Source organism: Mesorhizobium sp. LNHC221B00, from assembly GCF_000502935.1.
In the GTDB taxonomy this organism is placed as follows: domain Bacteria; phylum Pseudomonadota; class Alphaproteobacteria; order Rhizobiales; family Rhizobiaceae; genus Mesorhizobium; species Mesorhizobium opportunistum.
In genome coordinates this window covers 1-22,060 of sequence record NZ_AYWR01000006.1, presented here as the reverse complement: position 1 = coordinate 22,060, position 22,060 = coordinate 1, and the positions used below count along the sequence as shown (strand labels likewise).

The following is a 22,060-nucleotide window of genomic DNA, read 5'->3' as shown; positions in this document are numbered from 1 at the left end:
ATTTATGGTCCTGAGACAATAGTGCGGATCGCGGCTGAGCGGGTTAAGAGGCCTGAACCATCGCGAAATTTGGTAAATGGCGGCAGAAGCATCCGACCGGGCGCAATTGTCTGTTACGCAGTTCCGTGACCGCCTTCACAGACGCGTTTGCCTTTTTACTTACATGCTCATCTTGCGGCCTGGACAAAATTGGCCGGCGTTACGAACGTCACCAGGAGAAAGTCTTATGCAATTGAATAAAAAACTCCTAGCCATTATTGGCAGGCGTATTCCAGCCATCTATGACCTCATTCCGCGCGGACCACAGGGGCGGCTTGCACAAATCGCCCTCAATCCTCAGCCGCTCCCGCCTCACGAGCTGGGTGCCGCGATAGCCGACGAATTCGTGCGCCATGCATGGATCGCCGAGCGCGGCGGGCAAGACATGAAAGGGGTGTTGAGCGACCTCGACGATTGGTGCCCGACGCCACCGAAGCTGCCGAAGCTGCCTCCGTGGTGGGGACCGTTTCCGGAGCCAGAGCCGCGGCCCGAGTGGTTCGTGGATTACCATCTGGGATTTGCCGCGAGGCTGTCGGTGATCGAAGGCCAGTCCGCCGGCTCGCGGCTGGACAAGACCCTCAATCAGGGCATCGACCGGTCCCTGTCTGCAATCGAGTCCGTGAAGCTCTGACGAAAACATTGCCAAAACGAGCGCGCCGTAAAGGCGCCCTTTCGGCAGCTCGACGCCGTCAGACCGCCGAACCGTAGAGATCGTAGGCGTCGGCACGGTCGATCTTGACGGTGACGATGTCGCCGGCGCGCAACGGACGACGCGACTGGATGTGGACCGAGCCGTCGATCTCGGGCGCGTCGTATTTGGTGCGGCCCTTTGCCGATGTGCCGTGCGCTTCGTCGATCAGCACCGGCAGGCGCTTGCCGACCTTCTTGGCGAGCTGCGTCGCCGAGATCTTCTGCTGGCGCTGCATGAAACGATGCCAGCGCGCTTCCTTGATCTCCTGCGGCACCTGTTCGAGGCCGAGATCGTTGGAGCGGGCGCCCCGGACCGGCTCGTATTTGAAGCAGCCGGCGCGGTCGATTTTTGCCTCGTCCAGCCAGTCGAGCAGCATCTCGAAATCGTCGTCCGTCTCACCGGGGAAGCCGACGATGAAGGTCGAGCGGATGGCGAGATCGGGGCACACGTCGCGCCAGCCGCGGATGCGCTCGAGCGTCTTTTCGCCGTGCGCGGGCCGGCGCATGTTCTTCAGCACCTGCGGCGAGGCATGCTGGAACGGGATATCCAGATAGGGGAGGATTTTTCCCTCGGCCATCAGCGGGATGACGTCGGCGACATGCGGGTAGGGGTAGACATAGTGCATGCGCACCCAGATGCCGAGCTTGCCCAATTCCTGCGACAAATCGAGGAATTTCGCTCGCACTTCGCGATCGCCGAACATCGACGTCTGGTACTTGATGTCGATGCCGTAGGCGCTGGTGTCCTGCGAGATGACGAGCAGCTCCTTGACGCCGGCCTTGGACAGCTTCTCGGCCTCGCGCAGCACATCGGCAGCGGGCCGCGAGACGAGATCGCCGCGAAGAGCTGGAATGATGCAGAAGGTGCAGCGGTTGTTGCAGCCTTCCGAAATCTTGAGATAGGCATAGTGGCGCGGCGTCAGCTTGACGCCCTGCGGCGGCAAAAGGTCGATATAGGGATCGTGCGAAGGAGGAGCGGCCTCATGCACGGCGGCCATGACGCTCTCATAGGCCTGCGGCCCGGTGATCGCCAGCACGTTGGGATGCTTTTCGCGGATCACGTCCGGCTCGGCGCCGAGGCAACCGGTGACGATGACCCTGCCGTTTTCCGACAGCGCGGAGCCGATGGCGTTGAGCGACTCGTCGCGGGCGGAATCGAGGAAGCCGCAAGTGTTGACGACGACAAGATCGGCGCCGTCATGCTTGCGGGCGATCTCATAGCCCTCGGCGCGCAACCGCGTGATGATGCGTTCGGAGTCCACAAGGGCCTTCGGGCATCCAAGGCTGACGAAACTGACGCGAGGGGCGGACATAGGCAAGTTTCCAATGGGGGTAAAGACCGAAACGGGTCCGGCCTCAAGTCGCTATAGATGTCGGTCTGTGGCGCTTGGCACAAGCCAATACGCGCGGCGCAATAGCATGGCTTGCCTGATCAAGCAAACCGGCCGACAGGCCAAGACACCGCGAAACGATGCGGGCAGCGCGGCTCCAGGAGCGGTTAGTGGCCGCCTCCCGGTCCAAACCAGGGCGCCAGGAAGGCGAAGTGATCGGGGAATTGCTGCACGGCGCCATCAAGCAGCATCTTCACCGCGACGTAGAGGATGATCGCCAGGCCGATATAGGCGATCCAGCGGTATTTGTGCAGCAGGCGCGCGACAAACGACGCGGCAAAGCCCATCAGCGCGATCGACAAGGCCAGCCCGATGATCAGCACCGTCGGATGGTTCATGGCCGCTCCGGCCACGGCCAGAACGTTGTCGAGCGACATCGAAACGTCGGCGATGACAATCTGCCACGCGGCCTGCGAGAAGGTCTTGCTCGGTCCCTTGCCGCCAATGACGCCGTCCTTGTCGAAGTCGCCATTCGACAGCGCTTCGGTCGCATCGCGCTCCTGCTCGTGGCTGACGCGCAGTTCGCGCCACATCTTCCAGCAGACCCAGAGCAGCAGCAGGCCGCCGGCGATGAGCAGAATGGGGCCGATGGTCAGCAGCCATTGCGTGATCAGGGCGAAGAAAATGCGTAGAACGGTGGCCGCCGCGATGCCGACGAGAATGGCCTGTTTGCGCTGGTTGGCGGGCAGACCCGCCGCGGCGAGGCCGATGACGATGGCGTTGTCGCCGGCGAGCGCAAGGTCGATGGCGATGACCTGGAGAAGAGCCGATAAGCCCGCAGCAGTGAATATTTCCATCGACCAGGAGGCCCTTGCTCGTTCGTGCCGAGTGTTCGTCGTCGACTGTCCAGACGGGCCTAAAGGCATGGTCCGCTGGCGTCAAGACGCAGCAATGGACAACGCTTGAAAACCACTTTCGTGGCCGCGGCATTACAGGGGTGTCAGCAATCGCCGGCGGACGAGCTAGTCGTAGAGATTGTACTTCGCCCAGTCGGTCTCGGGAATTTCGTCTCCGATGCGGTAGCGGAGCTGGAGAACTTCCATATGGTCCGGCCCGGTCTGGCATTTGAATTTCAGCCGGTACCATTGTCCCTTGCTGCGGAACGCCGCACCCGAACTCTTGATCGCGTCGGCGCTCATCTCAGGCGTCGCGAAGGCATAGGCAACGACACGGTCGGCCTTGAACTTGCGATCGTCATGCGTGATCCGGTCCAGGACCTCGGCGTCGCAGCGCTGTTCGAGGCGGGTTTGCGGATCGAGTTTCATCAGTCCGGCACGCAATGCGTTGTCCATCGCGCTGGCCGGAAAAGCCAGCGCCAGGGACGCGATGGCCATCATGCAGGGTCTATTCATGGGCGGGACTAGCAGCATATTTTATCTGACAAATCAACCAATCGGAGCGCTTGATGCTCGGCAAGCGCCCGCTTTCAGGGGGGCGGCGCAATCAAAATTTCGTGTCGGGCTTCATCGTGCGAAGCCTGCGGCCAACGGACCAGCGAGGCGCGGCCGGCATCGGTGAGACCGTAGAGACCGCGGTCGACACGCGCGAACCAACCATAGACATTGTGCCGCAGAATCTTCGGCGCGATCGGTGTCAAGGTCTTCAGGTCGCGCGGCCGCTTGGGTCCATCCATCATCGCGGCGGCGCAGGTGAGGGCGCTCTGGCGGTAGGCGGTCATGATCGGATTGCGCGTTCCGCCGCCCACGACCGGATCGCCGCGACGGCGCTGATGCTCATCGACGATCCGAGAGCGCTTGCGCGCATTCTTGCGCGGCGCCAATGCGACCGGGCTGAGCAGCACCTCGACCCGGTCGTTCGCGGTCACGCCGAGCAGGCCGAAGCCGAGCCGGCGGCAGAGATTGCGGAACCTGGCGTCGCTTTCGCGCCCCTTGCCGCGCGCCGACATGCGTGCCGCCAGCCACACTTCGTCGCAGGCGGCCGCACGGTCGACGCCTTGCAGCACCAGTTCCAGATTGAACTGCAGCTTCAGCTCGCAGATGACCACGACCGGCGGTTCACCCTCGCGCAGCGCGACGATGTCGCAGCCGCCGATTTCCCCTTTCACGACGAAGTCGAAACTTTCGAGGAACCGCTTCACCGGCGCATAAAGTGAGGTCTCGTTCATGCCGCAAGACTTAGCCGATTCGACGCAAAATGCTTGCCCGTGGAAAGGCGCCCTGGCCTAGAGGCAATCAGGCGATGCCGCCAATGTCGGGCAAGACCGGCGGCAACGGGCCGTGCTCCGTCGATGTCGGCTGCCGGGTTTCGGGGCCTGGCGCGACGCGATCCGATGGCTTCTTGCGGGGCATGAACGGATAGCCGACCTGGCCGAAATAGGTGGACGGGATCGGATCGTCGACGCCGTATTTGTCGGGCACCTTGTCGCCGGTGGCATTGTAGGTGCCGAACACCAGATCGAGGAAGGGTAACTGCCCGGCGAAGTTCTTGTCATAGGCTTCGCGCTGGTTGGCATGGTGCCAGCGATGGAACTGCGGGCCGGCGATCAGCCACTTCAACGGGCCGAACGGAATCCGCAGGTTCGAATGAACGAGCATCGTGTGCCCGAGATAGATAAACGAAAAGACGGCGATCGCGCCTTCCGAGAAGCCAAGCAGAAGGATCGGCGTCAGCGATATCGCCTTGGTGACGATTGCGTCGACCGGGTGGGAGTGGAAAGCCCCGAGCCAATCCAGTTCCTCAATGCCGTGGTGAACCGCGTGGAACTTCCAAAGCGCCGGGATTTTGTGAAAGGCCCGATGCGCCCAATAGACGCCGATATCGGTGATCAGCGTGATTTCGGCAACCTGAAGCCAGATAGGCTGGCCACTGACGGCCTGCGTTACCGATCGCGGGATGAGGATTGCAACGACGCCGAGGATACCCGCCGCCATGATGACCATGGCCACCTTTATGATAAAGGCGTTGAACATCAGATAGAGCAGATCGACACCAAGGCCCTTGCGGAAGATCTTCTGCGGCCGCTCGGCGAACAGATGTTCGAACGGAATGAAGATCAGCGCGCAGATCAACAGCGTCTTGATGCCAAAGATATCCATTCGCCCGCCTATCGCCTCGTCTTTCGGCAGCGCCTCCAGCGCTTGCGCTTCCCGAGAGAAGCACACCTCTCCTTTCGAAAGGCTTGATGTCGAGCGTCCGACTATGCCGGGCATGGAGCAGCCGCCCGCCTGCGTGTCACATTGGTGTCGCACGCGGGCGATATAGGGGGAACGCGCGGTCGACGAACGCAGCGTTACGCGCGTCCTCCCAGGACTAACCCCACCGGTCCCTGCCGGCGGGGTTTTTCGTTTCAAGGCCCATGTTGATCAAGAACCATGTTGGCGGCCGCGAGTTGTCCTTGCTATCGTGGCATTTGCAGTCAGCAGGGGATGCCCATCATGGACGCAAATGAAATGAGTGCGATCGGTGACACCCTCATGAGGGTCGTCACGCCCGACATGTCTCCCAAGCAGCTCGTCAAGGCTGCCAAGAAGGAGCATCCCGGCGCCTCGAAGAAGGATATCGCCAGGGCGGCCTTCTTTTCGATTATCGCAAATGCGGATCAGGACGTCGGCAAGACGAGGAACCTGCAGGCATTTGCCATCGCCGAACGCACCCAGAGATCCGACTGAGCAAATCGGACCATCGCCGCACCGCAACGCTTCTCATCGCTGCGGATACGCCGCCCGACCGGCCACAAGCACGAGCTTCAGGAGACCGTGTGGTCCAGGAGTTTTGTGGTCGGGTCACGGCGATGATCGGTATTGGCGCGATCGATGCCTTCGACGGTGATCGCCATCGTCCCGTTCTCGATCCTTGCGATCCAACCCTTTGCCTTCATATACCAGAGATGAAACTCGAGATGCTCTCGCGGACAGCCTGACAATCGCTCAAGCTCGACATCTCCAATGCCGGGATTGTTGACGTCCTGTCTGCGCTTTACATAAAGGAGCGCGAGCAGTCTGGCTTGAATGACGACGTCACGCTCCATGCCCTTGGTGTTTCCGGCTTCCTCGGACAACTCCCGGCTGAGCCCCGCATGGTCCTTGTACTGGATGTCGTACTGCGCACGTTTGACAGGGTCCTTGAGCGTGTTGTGAGCCTCTACGATTTCGCTGAAGCGCGCCTCATTGCCGGTGGCCTGATTGTCGGGGTGGTAACGCATGGCGAAATAACGAAACACCCGTTCCAACGTTTCGGAGTTGGCATTCGGGCTGACTTCGAGAACTTCGTAGTAGTCAATGAACATAGCGGCGCTCCCTCAACGCAATCATATATTCATATTGGCTAAATTAAAGAACGTCCAATGGACAAGTGCGGAACCAAAGCGGTTACGTCAGACCTTTGCTTGCGGCTGTCAAGACTTTGGTCCGGCGTCGATAGCCGGCTAATGCCAGAAGAAGAGAACGGGGTCAGCACGCATTGGACGCGAGCCTGGGTTGGCGCGCCGGTCCCATGGCTCCCGGATCAGTACAGGGAACGGATGGACGGCAGACACTGGGAATGAACAAGGCCGCCTGCGGACATAACGAAGTTGACACAATCGGCAGGCTGACTTATTTTCGCGTTAGTGGCCACTAACGCGAATAGCTGGACGGCGCTGGGCGACCCGACAAGGCGCACGGTTTTCGAGTTGCTGGTCGAACAGCCTTGTTCGGTCACCGAACTGGCTCATGCCTTGCCCGTCACCCGGTCGGCGGTTTCGCAACACCTGAAGGTGCTCAAGGATGCCGGGCTCGTGGCGGACACCCGCTCCGGCAAGCAACGCATCTACCGGGTTGATCCAGATGGGCTGGCGCGCCTGCGCGCGGAACTTGACCGGTTCTGGAGCAAAACCCTGGCGGCCTACAAGGTTGCCGTCGAGCGGTCATCAGAGGAGCAGAAATGAGCCCGCAAACCGCACCTACATCCGTGAAGCACTCGATCGTCGTCGAAGCCCCCATTGCAACGGCTTTCAAGGTGTTTACCGAGGACTTCAACAGCTTCAAGCCGCGCGAGCACAACCTGCTCGCCGTGCCAATCGCAGAGACAGTCTTCGAGCGTCGGGTAGGGGGCAACATCTATGATCGCGGCATCGACGGCAGCGAGTGCCGATGGGCGCGAGTGCTGGCCTACGAACCGCCCAATCGCCTGCTTCTAAGCTGGGACATCAGTCCCCGGTGGCAGGTCGAAACCGATCTCGACAAGACCAGCGAATGGGAAGTCCGGTTCACCGCCGAAACCGAAAACCGGACTCGGGTCGAGATCGAGCACCGGAAACTTGAGCGGCATGGCGACGGCTGGGAAAGCGTACGCAATGGCGTTGGTGGCGAGCAAGGTTGGCCGCTATATCTGCAGCGGTTCCACGGCCTGTTCTCCCGCTGACATTTTGAGAGGTCGGACATGGAAGCCTATGGGTTGAGTATTGTTGGAATCCTGGCGCTTTGTCTCGTTTCAGTCCTGCTGGCGATTCTCTCGGGCTCGTCCAAGGGGCGAGCAGGTGTCCTGTCTGGGCCAATAGTCCCCGCAGACGACGACAATCTGCTTTACCGGATAGACCGCGTACACCTGAATTCGGTCGAGGCGCTGGCGCCCTTTGTCGTGCCTGCCGTCTTGGCGATGATGGTCGGCGTCGGACCTGTCGTGCTGGCTACACTGGTCTGGCTGCATCTGGCGATCCGCCTTGCTCATTTGGCGATCTACCTGCGCGGCGGCAACGCCGCCAAGGGAGGCAGCGTCAGGACCATCCTGTACGTCTCGGGAGCCCTCGTCACAGCCGTTCTCATCGTCGTGACAGGCTGGGTCGCGATCTAGGGATTGCGCCGGAAAACACTGAACTGGCGAATTTAATGGCGGAGGGAGTGGGATTCGAACCCACGGTGAACTTGCGCCCACGCCGGTTTTCAAGACCGGTGCCTTAAACCGCTCGGCCATCCCTCCGTCGTGATTTTTCAATCACTTGGATAGTACACGTCCGGCGGGTTTTCGTCTGCTGGCATCGGATTGGCACCGAAGGCATTCCCGACCGGTCGCTGTTCATTCCTGTAAAGCGGCATCGAGGGCTGCGTCAACCACCGCTGTGGTGCCTTCCTGCTGTGCCGACAGTTGGTGCGCATAAATGTTCTGCATGACCAGAATTTTAGCGTGACTGGCGGTCGCGTTTCCGCGCGGCCTCACACGGTGCGGGCAAGGCCGAGAAATCTGGCGAGCTCCTACATCGAATAAAGTGTTCCGGAACTATTTTAGCACATGCTGATCGAAACGCGATTCTTGTGAAAGTTCTGTACATGCTTGTGACGTTCGTCGTGGCAGCGAGATGACCGATCCCAATCAACCCCAGAACGAGCGGCGCTCTCATGCTCGGCAGACCGTCCTGAAGGAAGGGACGATAGTCACCGAGAGTTCGACCATAAAATGCTCGATCAGAAACCAGCATGCTCACGGCGCGGAGCTGAGGGTCGACCCGAGCGCCATTGTTCCCGAACGCTTCATCCTGCTCGTGCCGGCGGACGATGCCCGATACCGTGCGGCGCTCCGATGGAGACGAAACGACCGCCTGGGCGTGCAGATCTATTGAACCGTCCCTTGCCGGCGCCATCCCTATGGTCAGGCTCGCGACAGCTTACCCAGCTACAGTAGGGGCATCACAAGCGGAGGTATCCATGGTCTCGGCGATTGGAAGTCAGCATCGGCAAACACCGGAAACCCTGCTGAAACCCGCAAAGACAGAAACAGGCGAAGGATTTGCGCCGGGCAAAAGCGCAGATAGCGTAGGACATCGCGCCAAGGCCATGGTCGCCGAAACAGGCGATACTGATCCTGGGGCCCAGGGGCGCGCCGCATCGACGATCGCCAGAATGGATATCACCGTTTTGACGCCCCCGAGCGAAGAGCCGCCTTTGGAGTAGGGCGGCTGCCATCGTCTTCTCGATCGACGATATCGGATTTACCACGTCGGGCAGCAAGGCGTGCCGCAACCGCATCGTTGCTCTAACCGCCCAGAGCATCATACCCCATGCGGTCACCTTTTCCCGGCCATACGCGCCGGGCTTTACGCGGTCTGAAGCTGGTCGACAGATCCCGTGCCTGACATTGCTATCAAACGTGCAGCGGCAAACGCGGCCAAAATTACGAAAATAGCCGTCATGTCCAGGAAGGCAGACGACGCAAAAATGCTTGCGCTCTGCTCATAACAGCTTGCGAATTCCATGACGTCTTACCCCTCTGGACCCATTGCATCATGATCCTGCTTCAGACGAAATTCAAGCAGGTGCTAAGATACCCCGGCAAAGATGTTGCCTGGTGGCTTCCCGTCAGGTGGTGACGTAACGCTTCCATCCCTAGATGGATCTCCGGAGACCCGTCAACTCTCACACCGGCGTCGGATTGACCCCGGCAGCCCTCAACTGGGCGCCGAGCTTGGTCCGAGTGGCACAGGCGGCTTTGTCACCGGCAACGCATTTGTTGTTGGCGGCGGACCAATCCAGCAGGGCAGTGTTTATCCAACTGCCAGGCGCGCGTGCCACGCCATAAGGTGTTGGTGGCGCGCCGGTCGCGGCGGCTGTTGCCGCGGCGGCGCCTTTCCCGCGAGGTGCGAGCTTCCAACCGCTGATGATCAGACAGTTCTTCATGTATTGATCCTCGGCGATCGCATTGTCGAGAGCGTTGCCCAGGCCAGCACCGGCAACAAAAGCCGGTGATCCGATCGCAAGATAACCTTGGTCTACCGATCCTTTCCGCATCTCACATTGAGCATGCGCGACCTCAAAGCTAGGCCCATATCCTATCTGCATGTAGTCATCTTGATTGCTAGTCTGGCAGCCACAAATTGCGACAGTGGCACCAAGTGCCATCAACGATTTTATTTTCATTCCCCCAGCCCCTCCCAAGGCTGAATGATTCTCCCTCAAAGCTTATGTCAGCGCAAGGGCAGACAATCATTCCGGCAAACCCTGAAAAGTGCACTATCGGGGCACATATGATTTCCGAGAGTAGATATATACAGGGTTATTACAATTCCCGAGCTTTGGCATGCACCACCACGAACCTACCGAACGATCGGTCCAGGGCTGGCCGTCGGCACAGCAATGGGAGGGCCACAATCTTGCCCGGTTCCGGCCATAATCGGTTAATACCGTGATAAACAATTCCTGTGCACAAAGGATCGGGGTTTCAAGGCGTCGTTGGTGTTGTCGAGTGAGTGCTTTGGCTCCTCCGATGTTTAAACGACGGCGTTTTGAGTGAGACTGTAGGGGATTTCAGGAAAAATGCAGGCTACGACGCATCGGCGTCTTCGTCGCGCTTCCACGCTTACGCTGCTTGCCGCGTCGGCTGCCTTGCTGGCGGCTTGCGCGTCGCAGCCTGAGCCGAAGGGGATGGTCAATCCCAGGCATCGCTCCAAGGAATATTTCGCCGAAACCGAATATGGCGTGAAGGCAAGCCCGCGTGCTGCCGTCATGCGGCGCGGCGGCGGCCGCGACCAACTCGGCAAGCCCTACCAGGTGCGCGGCAAGTGGTACTATCCCAAGGAAGACAAGCGCTACGCCAAGGTCGGCCTGGCTTCGTGGTATGGCGACGCCTTTCACGGTCGGCTGACCGCCAATGGCGAAGTCTACGACATGACGCATCTGACCGCTGCGCATCCGACCATGCCGCTGCCGAGCTATGCCCGTGTCACCAACATCGAAACCGGCAGCTCGGTCATCGTGCGCGTCAATGACCGGGGGCCGTATCATGAGGGGCGCATCATCGATGTCTCGGAGCGCGCGGCACAGATGCTCGACTACGCCAAGGTCGGTACCGCGAAGGTGAAGGTCGAATATGTCGGTCGTGCGCCGCTCGAGGGCGACGACGACCAGTATCTGATGGCATCCTACCATCCAGGCAACAGGATACCGGATCCGTCGGACGGCTTGCCAACCGGTGTCATGGTGGCCATGAACGGACCGTCGCCGAGCCTGCCGGTGGGTGCTGCCGCCGCACCGTTCCCGGGCCAGCTGACGAATTCCGGAGAGGCGTTCGCGGCGCAGCCGGGCTTGGCGGCGCAGACGACCGCTTTCGGCGACGTGGTGCTGCCCGACTTCGGACCGATCGTGCCCGAGCGGCCGGAGATCAGCCTGCCGCCGCAATCGCCGTTTGCCGTGGCTTCGCTGTCCTATGCGAATGAACGCGTGCAGCGTGCCGATGTCTTCGCCGCGCTCGACGACAGCGGCATGTCGCCGGCCGACATCCTGCGGTCGTGGAAGAAGTCCAATCCGCTGGCGTCGCCGTCCAGTTCCGATTATGTCGCCGCCGGCACCTTCGACGATGCCGCTGAAGCCAAACGCGTGGCGGCGGCACTTCAGCCCTTTGGCCGAACGGAGATCCAGTGTTCCGATCTCGACGGCAATGACTGGTATGCGGTCAATCTCTATCCGAATGGCCATGGCGGCCTGGACGAGATGCTGCAGGCGGCATGGTCGCATGGCGCGCCCGATGCGCTGGCCGTGCGCGACTGATTTCGAGAGCCGGTTTTCCGCTGAACAGTTGATCCGCCGCAGTTGATCCGTCACAGTTGATCCGCATTGGAAAAAGCCCCATAGTTTCACGGGCTTGCCGGGAGGGACCGGCCAACGGGTCGAATTTCATGCAGTTTCGCTTGCTTCAGCCTTTTGCCGGGTTTTTTCTTCTCGGCCTCCTGCTTTCTCCGGCCCACGCACAGCTTTTCGAGACCAAGGCCGCACAGGCCTTCATGATCGATGCCGACACCGGCACGGTTTTGTTCTCGAAGGATGCCGACAAGCCGATCCAGCCGGCCTCGATGGCCAAGCTGATGACGATGGAAGTGGTTTTCAACGCCATCAAATCCGGACGCCTCAAGCTCGACGACACCTTCGTGGTGAGCGAGAACGCCTGGCGCAAGGGCGGCGCCCCGTCTGGAACATCGACGATGTTTGCCAAACTCAAATCGTCCGTCCGCCTGGAGGATTTGATCCAGGGGGTGACCGTGCAGGCCGCGAATGACGGCTGCATCGTCATCGCCGAAGGCATGGCCGGGTCCGAGGACAATTTTGCCGCGCAGATGACAGAACGCGCCCGCCAGATCGGCCTCAAGACATCGACTTTCGTCAATTCGACCGGCCTGCCGGCCGATGGCCAGCAGACAAGCGTGCGCGAGCTGACGCAGCTCGCCCTGCATCTGTGGCGCGATTACCCGGATTTCTATCGCTACTACAGCCTGAAGGATTTCACCTGGAACAAGATCTCGCAGAGGAACCGCAACCCGCTGCTGGCGATGGATATCGGCGCCGATGGCCTGGCCGTCGGGGCGAGCGAGGCGTCCGGCTTCGGCATCGTGGGCTCGGTCAGCCACAACGGCACGCGGGTGATCGCGGCGCTGAGCGGGCTGGCCAATGACAAGGAACGCGCCGAAGAGGCGCGCAAGCTGCTCGACTGGGGCGTTCGTTCCTTCGAGAAAACCGAAATCTTCGCCAAGGACGAGGTGGTCGGCGAGGCCCAGGTTTTCGGCGGGGCGAAATCCGGCGTGACGCTGAAGGCGAAAGGGCCGATCGCCATCTTCCTGCCGATCACCAACCGCGACAAGCTGACCGCAAAGATCGTCTATAACGGCCCGGTCGCCGCACCCGTGGAGGAAGGCCAGCCGGTCGGCGCGCTGCGCGTCTGGATCGGCGACACGCTGAGCCAGGAGACACCGCTTTTCGCCGCCGAGTCGATCGGCGTCGGCACGTTGCCGCAGCGCGCGCTCGATGCCGTCAAGGAACTGGCGATCGGCTGGCTGCGATAACGCCGACAGCATGGACGTTTCCCCGAACGCGGACTATCTAGAGCGCAACAATCCACTCTAACATGGACAAAGGCCCTTTCGATTGGCGCGCGGATTTTTCATTACCTTCGAAGGCGGCGAGGGCGCAGGCAAGTCGACGCAGATCGAGCGGCTGGCGAGAAAGATGCGCGCCAAGAAGTATGATGTGCTGCTGACGCGCGAACCTGGCGGTTCGCCGGGCGCCGAAGCGGTCAGGCATGTCCTGCTTTCAGGTGCCGCGGAACCCTTCGGACCGAAGATGGAAGCGCTGCTCTTCGCCGCGGCGCGTTCGGACCATGTCGAGCAGGTCATCCGGCCGGCGGTCGAGCGCGGTTCCATCGTGCTTTGCGACCGCTTCCTGGATTCCTCGCGCGTGTACCAGGGGGTTACCGGCGGCATCGACCCGGCGTTCATGGCGGCGCTGGAGCAGGTCGCCATCAACGGCATGATGCCCGACATGACGCTGATCTTCGACATCGATCCGGCAGAAGGTCTCAGGCGCGCGACGCTGCGGCGCGGCAGCGATGCCGGCGCCGATCGCTTCGAAAAAGAAACGCTGGCCATCCACCAGGCCCGCCGCGCGGCCTTTCTGGCGATCGCCGCGGCCGAGCCGGAGCGCTGCATCGTCGTCGATGCGTCCGCCAAACCCGACACGGTGGAGGACGTCGTCACCGCCGCCGTGTTCACGGCGTTGGAGGCGAGGGCGCCCACGCGCAACAGGCAGGCCGCACCGGTATGATCTTCGAACGCATCGCGCCGGAACAGCACGACACGCTGGACGGCGTGCCCGAACCGTCCGAAACGCCTCGTCTGGTCGGGCATCGGCAGGCCGCGGACATGCTCGCCGCCGCCTATCGATCGGGAAAGCTACCGCATGCGCTGATCTTCGCCGGGCCGGTCGGCATCGGCAAGGCGACGCTGGCCTTCCATCTCGCGCATCATTTGCTGAAGCACCCGGCATTCGGGCAGGCGCCGGAAAGCCTTGCCGTTCCCGATCCGGCCTCGCCGCTGTTCCGCCAGATCGCTACCGGGGCGCATCCGGGCGTGCTGCATCTGACCCGTCCGCTGAACGACAAGACCAAAAGCTTCAAGACCGTCGTCACCGTCGACGAGATCCGCAAGGTCAGCCGCTTCCTGTCGCTGACCTCGCATGACGGCAGCTACCGGGTCGTCATCGTCGACCCCGCCGACGACATGAACGCCAATGCCGCCAATGCCTTGCTGAAGAATCTTGAGGAGCCGCCGGCACGAACGCTGTTCGTTCTCATCGTCCACGCGCCAGGCAGCTTGCTGCCGACGATCCGCTCGCGCTGCCAGGTGGTGCGCCTGACGCCGCTCGATACCGACGAGTTGCTGGCCGTGCTGGAAACCGCCGAGCCGCCGCCGCCGGACGATCCGGCCGCGCGGGCGGCGCTGGTCGAACGGGCAGGGGGCAGCGCCCGCAATGCCATCCTTCTCACGCAATATGGCGGGCTGGAGATCGCCCGGACCCTCGATGGGCTGGTGGCGGCAGGAAAGAGCGATGTCGGCGGCGCCTATCGCCTTGCCGAGGCCGTCGCCGGACGCGACCAGGCGATCCAGTTCGACATCTTCAATCGCCGTGCGCTTGATTTGTTGTCAGACGCGGCGAGCCAGGCAGCGCTGTCTGGTGATCTCACTCGGGCCAAAAACTTGTCGGACACTTGGCATGAGGCGCTGGACGCTATATCTGAGACCGACACTTACAATCTCGACAAGAAGCAGCACGCCTTGACCATGATCGACCGCCTGAACTCTGCGATGCGAATGTGACGGCCCCACCGGGATGGCAATCGCCATTCCGATGCGATATCCACCGCCACAGCTTCCATTCAGACATTCATGACGGTTCATTCATGTCACGCGACACATTCTACATCACGACCGCGATTTCCTATCCGAACGGCAAGCCGCATATCGGCCATGCCTACGAGCTGATCGCCACCGACGCCCTGGCGCGCTTCCAGCGGCTCGACGGCAAGCAGGTCTTCTTCCTGACGGGCACCGACGAGCACGGCATCAAGATGCTGCAGACGGCCAAGCGCGAAGGCATTTCGGCGCGCGAACTGGCCGACCGAAATTCAGCCGATTTCAAGCGCATGGCGGCCGCCCTCAACGCCTCCAACGACGATTTCATCCGCACCACGGAAGAACGGCACTACGCCTCATCGCAGGCGATCTGGAAGGCGATGGACGCCAATGGCGACATCTACAAGGGCGGCTATGCCGGCTGGTACTCGGTGCGTGACGAAGCCTATTACGGCGAGGAGGAGACGGAGGTCCGTCCCGACAACGTCCGCTACGGACCGCAGGGGACGCCGGTCGAATGGGTCGAGGAAGAGAGCTATTTCTTCCGGCTGTCGGCCTATCAGGACAAGCTCATCGCGCTTTACGAAAGCCAGCCCGACTTCATCGGTCCGGCCGAGCGCCGCAACGAGGTGATGAGCTTCGTCAAATCGGGGTTGAAGGACCTGTCGATCTCGCGCACCACTTTCGATTGGGGCGTGCCTGTGCCCGGCGACGAAAAGCACGTGATGTATGTCTGGGTCGACGCGCTGACAAACTACATCACCGGCGTCGGTTATCCCGATGAAAAAGATGAGAAATGGCGCTTCTGGCCAGCCGATGCCCATATCATCGGCAAGGACATTGTGCGCTTCCACGCGGTCTATTGGCCGGCCTTCCTGATGTCGGCGGGCATCCCGCTGCCGAAGCGCGTCTTCGGCCACGGCTTCCTGTTCAACCGCGGCGAGAAGATGTCGAAATCGGTCGGCAACGTCATCGATCCCTTCACCATGGTCGAACACTACGGTCTCGACCAGGTGCGCTACTTCTTCCTGCGCGAAGTGCCGTTTGGCCAGGACGGCAGCTACAGCCATGAAGCGATCGTCAACCGCACCAACGCCGATCTCGCCAATGGGCTCGGCAACCTGGCGCAGCGTTCGCTGTCGATGATCGCCAAGAACTGCGGCGGCGTGGTGCCGAAGCGTGGCGACCTGACGGAGGCCGACAGCGCGATCCTCGATCAGGCGGTGGCGGCTCTTGCCACGGCCCGAAAGGCCATGGCCGGGCAGGGCATTCATCTTGCATTGGCGGCGATCTTCGATGTGGTGGCGGAAGCCGATCGATATTTCGCCGGACAGGCACCATGGGCGCTGAAGAAGACCGATCCGGAGCGCATGGAAACAGTGCTGTGGACGACCGCCGAGGTGGTCCGGCGCGTGACGGTGCTGTGCCAGCCCTTTGTCCCGGGATCGGCCGCGAAGCTGCTCGATCTGCTGGCGGTGCCGGCGGACAAGCGTGTTTTCGAGCATGTCCATGCCGACCATGCGCTTGTGCCCGGCACGGCATTGCCCGTGCCGGAGGGCGTCTTTCCACGCTATGTCGAACAGCCGGGCGTGAACGCCTGATGCTTGTCGACAGCCACTGCCATCTGGATTTTCCAGATTTCGCCGAGGAGCGGGCGGCCATTGTCGCCCGCGCCAAAGCGGCCGGAATCGGCCGCATGGTGACAATCTCGACCCGCGTGAAACGGTTTCAGCAAATCCTTGAAATCGCGGAATCTTTCGACGAGGTCTACTGTTCGGTCGGCACCCATCCGCACAACGCAGCCGAAGAACTCGACGTCACCACCGCCGATCTTGTCCGCCTGTCGGCTCATCCCAAGGTGGTGGCGATCGGCGAGGCCGGGCTCGATTATTTTTACGACAAGGCGCCACGCGATGCGCAGGCGCAGGGATTTCGCGCTCACATTGCCGCCGCGCGCGAGACCGGGCTGCCCCTGGTCATCCATTCGCGTGATGCGGACGACGACATGGCGGCCATACTCGAAGACGAAACAGGGAAGGGCGCCTTCCCCTTCATCTTGCATTGCTTTTCCTCGGGGCGCCGGCTGGCCGAGGTCGGCGTCGCGCTCGGCGGCTATGTGTCGTTCTCGGGCATCCTGACCTTCAAGAATTCAGTCGAATTGCGCGCCATCGCCGCCAATGTCCCGCATGACCGCCTGCTCGTCGAAACCGACGCGCCATACCTGGCGCCGGTGCCGTTTCGCGGCAAGCGCAACGAGCCGGCCTATGTCGCGCAGACCGCCAAGGTGTTGGCTGAAACGATCGGCATCAGCGAGGTTGAAATCGCCACGTCGACGACCAACAATTTCTTCCGTCTGTTCGGCAAGATGCCGCGACCTGTCGAGCAAAGCGCCTGAACGATGACTGACCTGCTGCGCCTCACCATTCTCGGCTGCGGCTCGTCGCCGGGTACGCCGCGCATCACCGGCGACTGGGGCAATTGCGACCCGGACAATCCAAGGAACCGGCGCATGCGCACCGCCGTCCTGGTCGAACGGATCAAGGCCAATGGCAGCCGCACCACCGTCGTCGTCGACACCGGACCGGATTTCCGCCAGCAGATGCTGCTGGCGTCGGTCAGGCGCATCGATGCGGTCGTCTACACGCACCCGCATGCCGATCATATCCACGGCATTGACGATCTGCGCGGCTTCGTCCTCGACCAGCGGCACCGGATCGATGTCCATGCCGACCTGCCGACAATGCTGCGGTTGCGCCAGGCGTTCGGCTATTGCTTCGAGACGCCGCCAGGCAGTTCCTATCCGCCGATCGTCGACGCCCATATCATCGATCACGCAAGGCCTGTCGTGATCGAAGGCGAGGGGGGCACCCTCACCCTCGAGCCATTGCCGCAGATCCATGGCGACATCATCTCGCTCGGTTTCCGCATCGGCGCGCTCGCCTATTGCCCTGATATCAGCGACTTTCCGGACGCCACCGTCGAGCGGCTGCGCGACCTCGACGTGCTGATCATCGACGCGCTGCAGTACAGGACACACCCGAGCCACCTGTCGCTTGGCCAGGCGCTCGAGTGGATCGAACGGCTGGCGCCCGGACGCTCGGTCCTGACGCATATGCATGTGCCGCTCGACTACGCCACGGTGGCGGCCGAGACGCCCGATGACGTCGAGCCCGCCTACGATGGCATGGTGATCGAAATCCCTTATGAAACAGCGTGATAAGCACGTTTTCTCATTTGGCCGCTTGCTTCTTCGGTTGGAATATCAGCAGCGTGCCGATCCGCTCATAGCCCACGCGATTGTATAGCAGCGCTCCGGCGTGGGTCGCAGCCAGGACCGAGCATGTCGACCCATGGGCCCGGTCGTCGAGCAGCATTTTCGACATCAGCGCCTGGCCGATGCCGCGACGCCGGTGCGAAGGCTCGACATACATGGCCGCGCACCACGTGGCGCCCACGGCGTCTATGCTGCGCACGCGTCCAACGATGTCGTCGCCATCGACCGCCACATATTGGCGGAACGGCGCTCCGTCGCCGAGCAATTCGTCCGGGATCGGCCGCCTGCGCACGATCCTTGCCAACTGCGCCGCCCGTTCGGCTGTCCGCACGCGTTCGATCGAGACGACTGCCGGTGGGCTTGGAATCGGCGGGCTTGGAATCGGTGGGCTTGGAATCCGGCGCAATGGCTGGACGAAGAAGCCTTCCGTCCGCAGCAGCCGATAGCCGAGAGCCTTGTACGCGGTTCGCGTCGGCCCGTCCGGATCGTCGTTCGCGATCATGACGGACATGGTGAAACCCGGCCGCGCATGCTGCCGCACGATCGTATCGGCCTCCTGGGCGGCAACGTCATGGACGACCCATTCCTCGCTGCGGTACTCGCGAGGATTCTTGCGCTCGGCATCGCGCATCAGCCACAATGGCCCGACACGGCTGGCCTCATAAGGAAAGGTGCGGCTTTTGTCGGTGCTGAACCCGTGTACGAACACCTCGATCGCCGAATCCATCTCACGCTTTGCTGTCGTCATACGCACAGCGTAGCGTTGGCCATTCACGCAAGGCAACACGCATCGATGGCCTCAAGCCCATGAAAATCAGCAGCAATTTCCAGCTGCTCGCCAATGCGTCAGTTCCATAATCTATCTTATGCGACTTTTTGTTATAGCCATTGCGGAGGTGAGCTGCGGGTCAAATTGTCCCCACGGGCCTTGGATTTAGGAGCGCCTCTGGTAAGAAGCCTCTTATGGAAATCCCTGAGGCTAACAAACCCAGAGCATCGGTTCGCTGGCGCGCGACCGCGGTGAAGCCGTTTCGCTGCAAGAACTTAGTAGCCGTCGTCGAGGATCCAAATGACATCAGGAACATCGGAACGGTAATTCGAAACGCAAACGCTCTCGGTGTTGAAAAAGTCTACATCGTCGATCCCCGCAAAGCACTTCCCGATGACTGGCAGCAAATGCGCCGGCGGAAGTCACTTTCGGAAACGTCTGTATCTGCTGTCAAATGGACGTTTGTGAAACGTTTCGACAGCACGGACGCCTGCCTCAACCATCTGGAAGAGCGGGGCTTTATATCCGTCGTTACCTCGCCGCACATAAAGGGAAAGACCAGCATCTTCCTGCATGAAGGGGATTATACGCGGCACACTAAACTTGCCGTCTGGTTCGGAAACGAGAAGCGGGGTATCAGCCAACTGGCGGTCGAGCGCAGCGAGATGTGCGTAGCAATCCCAATGTTCGGGATGATCGAGAGCCTAAACCTCGGAACCTGTTCGGGTGTCGTTCTCTACGAAATTGCCAAACAGCGTCGCGAGTATCAGAGCGAATACCGCCGCGGTAGCCGCAAGGGAAAACGCGCGGAGCCATTACCTACTGTAATGCGTCGCGAAATTGACGGCTTTGCCTCAAGCGAACCCGGCCAAAAGTGACCGCATCCGGCCGGTTGTGCAATCCTGACCAGATACGTTGGGCGCTCCTTCCAGTCGTTGAGAGACTACCTAGACCCCTGCTCCAGCCCAATCCAATAGCTCAGCGAACGCTTCGCGCCCGGTTCGATCAGCATCAGGCCTGGCTTGTCTACGAATTCGCCGTCGAAATCGGCCGGGCTTGCCATACCGTGCCAGGGCTCGATGCACAGGAACGGCGCGCCGCCTGGCTTGGACCAGATGCCGAGCTCTTCCATTCCCTGCCATGACATTTCGATCGCCGGACCGTGGTCGGCGGCATAGCGTACGCTGGCGCTCGCGGGCCGATCGAGGATGACGGCGTCGTCATCGAACAGTCGTTCGGACAGTGCAAGCGTCCTGCCCTCGATGGGCGTCGGCTGCGGCGCTGCCAGCAACAGACCATCCTTCAGCCGACGGACCGGCGCCGGCTCGTCTTCGGCAAAGGCGAGCTTATAGTCCGCCTTGGCCAGGTCCGGCAGCAGCGGCCAATTGAAGGCCGGATGCGCCCCGATCGATGCCGGCAGCGGCTCGTCACCGGTGTTGCTGATCTCGAAGGCGACGCCAAGCTGGCGGCTATCCAGCGTGTAGGTCACATCAAGGCGAAAGGCGAAGGGATAGCGGGCGCGGGTGTCGGCATCGTCGGTGAGCACCAGCGTGCAGGACCGGGAACTCCGCTGCGCCCATGCGAACGGCTTGTCGCGCGCGAAGCCGTGCTGGGTCATCGGATACGTCTGGCCACGATGGCGCAATTGGTCGCCCTTCAGTCGGCCGACGATCGGAAACAGCACCGGTGAATGGCGCCGCCACTCCGGTCCGGCCTGCCACAGGAACTCAAATCCCCGCTCGTCCCGCAGTGAAACCAGTTCAGCGCCCTGCCCGACTATAACAGCCGAGATGCCGTCGCCATGAAGCGTTTGGCTGTCTGCCACATGTCCTCGCACGGTGTTGAAGGCCGGCGGCCAGACTAGCAAAAGCTCCAGGGGACTCAAGCTCCTGGGACGCAAACGAATTGTGGCCGGAGGTTTCCCTCCGGCCACCCTGCATTAAGGGCGATGATCCTCGCCCCTGCCCACAGCGGATGGTGGTTATTCGCGCTCGCCGGTGAAATTCAGCAACAGCTGGAAGATGTTGATGAAGTTCAGGTAGAGCGAGAAGGCGCCGAAGACGGCGAGCTTCTGGCGCGATTCTCCGTCGAAATTCTCGGAATACTGCTCCTTGATCGTCTGCGTGTCCCAGGCGGTCAGGCCGATGAAGACGGCGATGCCGATGACCGAGATGGCGAACTGCAGCGCGGTCGAGCCGAGAAAGATGTTGACGATGCTGGCGATCACCACACCGATCAGGCCCATGATCAGGAAGGACGAGAACTGCGTCAGGTCACGCCTGGTCGTGTAGCCGTAGAGGCTGGTGGCGCCGAACATGGTGGCGGCGATGAAGAAGGTGCGCGCGATGCTGGTGCCGGTGAAAACCAGGAACACGGAGGCCAGCGACAGGCCCATCACCCCGCAGAAGGCCCAGAACATCATCTGCGCGCTTGCCGCCGACATGGTCTGCATCTTGAACGAGAACAGCATCACGAAGGCCAGCGGCGCCAGCATCACCACCCATTTCAGCGGGCTGGAGAAGATCGGCACGTAGAGCGCCGGCGTCGACGACACCATGAAGGCGACGAGGCCGGTCACCACGAGGCCAAGGCCCATATAGTTGTAGACGCGCAGCATATGCTGGCGCAGGCCCTCGTCGAAGGCGGCTCCGGTTTGGGCGCCGGTACCGACGCGATATCCCAGATTGGGCGTATTCATTTGAGTTCTCCTTTGTGGATCGGTCAGTAAAGCGTTCTGGCGAGCATCTCGGCGGCACGGTCTAGGTCGTGGACGTCGCTTTTCGCGACCACCGCGTAGGCGACCTCGCCGATCTGGAAATAGGCCGAGGCAATATCGCCCGAGGGCGCGACGGTCGGCTTGATGACGTCGAAGGTTCCCGGCCGGATGGCGAACAGCGACACCAGTCCCATATCGCCGGTATCGACAGCCATCTCGACACTTGGACCGAAGCGCGACGGATAGATCTGCACGTCGCGCACTTTCCAGTCCTTGGGCAGCGACGGCATGACAATGGCGGTCGCGGCGCGGATCTCGCCGGCGTCGTAATTGGGCGCCTCGGGCTGCGAGGACATGGTTTCGCGCACCAGCGTCGTCCTGTGCGCCCGCACCGCCTCTTCGACATAGGCCGGCGGCTGTGGCGAAGCGACGACCTTGGTCACCGACATCGGGCCGATAATGCCGTTTGCCAGCCAGCCGGCGGCGACGAAGGCAGCCACCGCCGCCGCGCGCTGCAACACGCCGAAGATACGCCCCCGGGCAAGCCCCCTCTCCAGCCGCCGCGCGGCGTCGGCCG

The 22,060-nt window shown here is 61.7% G+C and carries 26 protein-coding genes and 1 tRNA gene; 15 read left to right on the top strand and 12 right to left on the bottom strand.

Features of this window, described 5'->3' with window-relative positions; genetic code table 11:
* The first annotated feature begins 226 nt into the window (after positions 1–226).
* A complete protein-coding gene (locus tag X741_RS156630) occupies positions 227–670 on the top strand; it encodes a hypothetical protein (RefSeq protein ID WP_023777298.1) in 444 nt (147 codons plus the stop codon).
* A 58-nt stretch (positions 671–728) separates the two neighbouring features.
* Here X741_RS156630 and rimO read toward each other — a convergent pair whose 3' ends face one another.
* From rimO to X741_RS0134420, 5 genes are all read right to left on the bottom strand, one after another.
* Entirely contained in the window at positions 729–2,042 is a 1,314-nt protein-coding gene (gene rimO, locus X741_RS156635) for a 30S ribosomal protein S12 methylthiotransferase RimO (RefSeq protein WP_023777297.1), read from the bottom strand.
* A gap of 185 nt (positions 2,043–2,227) precedes the next feature.
* Entirely contained in the window at positions 2,228–2,917 is a 690-nt protein-coding gene (locus X741_RS156640) for a TerC family protein (protein WP_013895598.1), read from the bottom strand.
* Between the two features lie 165 nt (positions 2,918–3,082).
* Positions 3,083–3,490, bottom strand: coding sequence for a DUF930 domain-containing protein (locus tag X741_RS156645; protein WP_032927719.1), 408 nt, complete (start codon positions 3,488–3,490; stop codon positions 3,083–3,085).
* A gap of 56 nt (positions 3,491–3,546) precedes the next feature.
* On the bottom strand, positions 3,547–4,245 hold the full coding sequence (locus X741_RS156650; protein ID WP_023777295.1) for a DUF2161 domain-containing phosphodiesterase: 699 nt from the start codon (positions 4,243–4,245) through the stop codon (positions 3,547–3,549).
* A gap of 67 nt (positions 4,246–4,312) precedes the next feature.
* Positions 4,313–5,176 carry a sterol desaturase family protein gene (locus tag X741_RS0134420; RefSeq protein WP_023777294.1) on the bottom strand — a complete coding sequence of 288 codons (864 nt, stop codon included), beginning with the start codon at positions 5,174–5,176 and terminating at the stop codon, positions 4,313–4,315.
* A 339-nt stretch (positions 5,177–5,515) separates the two neighbouring features.
* On the opposite strand from X741_RS0134420, the gene X741_RS156655 reads away from it, so the two are divergent.
* Entirely contained in the window at positions 5,516–5,749 is a 234-nt protein-coding gene (locus X741_RS156655) for a hypothetical protein (protein ID WP_013895602.1), read from the top strand.
* A 77-nt stretch (positions 5,750–5,826) separates the two neighbouring features.
* Here the strand turns inward: X741_RS156655 and X741_RS156660 are convergent, their stop codons facing one another.
* The gene (locus tag X741_RS156660; RefSeq protein ID WP_023777293.1) at positions 5,827–6,366 is read right to left on the bottom strand and encodes a J domain-containing protein; all 540 of its coding nucleotides are present in this window, start codon (positions 6,364–6,366) and stop codon (positions 5,827–5,829) included.
* 321 nt (positions 6,367–6,687) lie between these two features.
* Between X741_RS156660 and X741_RS156665 the strand changes: the two genes are divergently transcribed.
* Genes X741_RS156665 through X741_RS156675 form a run of 3 tightly spaced genes read left to right on the top strand, consistent with a single transcriptional unit; the run spans position 6,688 to position 7,910 of the window.
* Positions 6,688–7,005, top strand: a complete 318-nt coding sequence (locus X741_RS156665) for a metalloregulator ArsR/SmtB family transcription factor (protein ID WP_013895604.1) — start codon at positions 6,688–6,690, stop codon at positions 7,003–7,005.
* Complete coding sequence (locus tag X741_RS156670) at positions 7,002–7,481, top strand: SRPBCC family protein (protein WP_013895605.1); 480 nt, start codon at positions 7,002–7,004, stop codon at positions 7,479–7,481. Before X741_RS156665 ends, X741_RS156670 begins: the two co-directional genes overlap by 4 nt.
* A gap of 18 nt (positions 7,482–7,499) precedes the next feature.
* Positions 7,500–7,910 (top strand): MAPEG family protein, encoded by a 411-nt coding sequence (locus X741_RS156675; protein WP_023777292.1) that lies wholly within the window; start codon positions 7,500–7,502, stop codon positions 7,908–7,910.
* Positions 7,911–7,946: 36 nt separating this feature from the next.
* Here X741_RS156675 and X741_RS156680 read toward each other — a convergent pair.
* A tRNA-Ser gene (locus tag X741_RS156680) sits at positions 7,947–8,036 on the bottom strand.
* A gap of 376 nt (positions 8,037–8,412) precedes the next feature.
* Between X741_RS156680 and X741_RS156685 the strand changes: the two genes are divergently transcribed.
* Both X741_RS156685 and X741_RS1000000168160 read left to right on the top strand, forming a co-directional pair.
* Entirely contained in the window at positions 8,413–8,673 is a 261-nt protein-coding gene (locus tag X741_RS156685) for a hypothetical protein (RefSeq protein WP_013895607.1), read from the top strand.
* An 85-nt stretch (positions 8,674–8,758) separates the two neighbouring features.
* The gene (locus X741_RS1000000168160; RefSeq protein ID WP_013895608.1) at positions 8,759–9,004 is read left to right on the top strand and encodes a hypothetical protein; all 246 of its coding nucleotides are present in this window, start codon (positions 8,759–8,761) and stop codon (positions 9,002–9,004) included.
* Between the two features lie 462 nt (positions 9,005–9,466).
* On the opposite strand, the gene X741_RS156690 is transcribed toward X741_RS1000000168160, so the two are convergent.
* Positions 9,467–9,967 (bottom strand): hypothetical protein, encoded by a 501-nt coding sequence (locus tag X741_RS156690; RefSeq protein ID WP_140569814.1) that lies wholly within the window; start codon positions 9,965–9,967, stop codon positions 9,467–9,469.
* Between the two features lie 396 nt (positions 9,968–10,363).
* Between X741_RS156690 and X741_RS156695 the strand changes: the two genes are divergently transcribed.
* The 7 genes from X741_RS156695 to X741_RS156725 all read left to right on the top strand — a co-directional run bounded on the left by X741_RS156695 (position 10,364) and on the right by X741_RS156725 (position 17,941).
* Positions 10,364–11,593, top strand: coding sequence for a septal ring lytic transglycosylase RlpA family protein (locus X741_RS156695; RefSeq protein WP_023777288.1), 1,230 nt, complete (start codon positions 10,364–10,366; stop codon positions 11,591–11,593).
* 128 nt (positions 11,594–11,721) lie between these two features.
* Entirely contained in the window at positions 11,722–12,879 is a 1,158-nt protein-coding gene (locus X741_RS156700) for a D-alanyl-D-alanine carboxypeptidase family protein (RefSeq protein ID WP_023777287.1), read from the top strand.
* 82 nt (positions 12,880–12,961) lie between these two features.
* Positions 12,962–13,636: a dTMP kinase gene (gene tmk, locus X741_RS156705; protein ID WP_023777286.1), complete on the top strand. Its 675-nt coding sequence runs from the start codon at positions 12,962–12,964 to the stop codon at positions 13,634–13,636.
* A complete protein-coding gene (locus X741_RS156710; RefSeq protein ID WP_023777285.1) occupies positions 13,633–14,688 on the top strand; it encodes a DNA polymerase III subunit delta' in 1,056 nt (351 codons plus the stop codon). Before tmk ends, X741_RS156710 begins: the two co-directional genes overlap by 4 nt.
* An 83-nt stretch (positions 14,689–14,771) precedes the next feature.
* Positions 14,772–16,325 (top strand): methionine--tRNA ligase, encoded by a 1,554-nt coding sequence (gene metG / locus X741_RS156715; RefSeq protein WP_023777284.1) that lies wholly within the window; start codon positions 14,772–14,774, stop codon positions 16,323–16,325.
* Complete coding sequence (locus X741_RS156720) at positions 16,325–17,119, top strand: TatD family hydrolase (RefSeq protein WP_023777283.1); 795 nt, start codon at positions 16,325–16,327, stop codon at positions 17,117–17,119. The genes metG and X741_RS156720 overlap by 1 nt, the downstream gene beginning before the upstream one ends.
* Before the next feature lie 3 nt (positions 17,120–17,122).
* Positions 17,123–17,941: an MBL fold metallo-hydrolase gene (locus X741_RS156725; RefSeq protein ID WP_023777282.1), complete on the top strand. Its 819-nt coding sequence runs from the start codon at positions 17,123–17,125 to the stop codon at positions 17,939–17,941.
* Positions 17,942–17,954: 13 nt separating this feature from the next.
* Here the strand turns inward: X741_RS156725 and X741_RS156730 are convergent, their stop codons facing one another.
* Positions 17,955–18,746 carry a GNAT family N-acetyltransferase gene (locus X741_RS156730; protein WP_023777281.1) on the bottom strand — a complete coding sequence of 264 codons (792 nt, stop codon included), beginning with the start codon at positions 18,744–18,746 and terminating at the stop codon, positions 17,955–17,957.
* Between the two features lie 215 nt (positions 18,747–18,961).
* Here X741_RS156730 and X741_RS20480 point away from each other — a divergent pair, with 215 nt between their 5' ends.
* Entirely contained in the window at positions 18,962–19,645 is a 684-nt protein-coding gene (locus tag X741_RS20480; RefSeq protein ID WP_051410430.1) for an RNA methyltransferase, read from the top strand.
* A gap of 65 nt (positions 19,646–19,710) precedes the next feature.
* On the opposite strand, the gene X741_RS156735 is transcribed toward X741_RS20480, so the two are convergent.
* From X741_RS156735 to X741_RS156745, 3 genes are all read right to left on the bottom strand, one after another.
* Positions 19,711–20,592, bottom strand: a complete 882-nt coding sequence (locus tag X741_RS156735; protein WP_023777279.1) for an aldose 1-epimerase family protein — start codon at positions 20,590–20,592, stop codon at positions 19,711–19,713.
* A gap of 156 nt (positions 20,593–20,748) precedes the next feature.
* Entirely contained in the window at positions 20,749–21,465 is a 717-nt protein-coding gene (locus X741_RS156740) for a Bax inhibitor-1/YccA family protein (protein ID WP_023777278.1), read from the bottom strand.
* A 23-nt stretch (positions 21,466–21,488) separates the two neighbouring features.
* The coding region (locus X741_RS156745) for an anti-sigma factor (RefSeq protein WP_023777277.1) at positions 21,489–22,060 on the bottom strand (572 nt) is incomplete at its 5' end.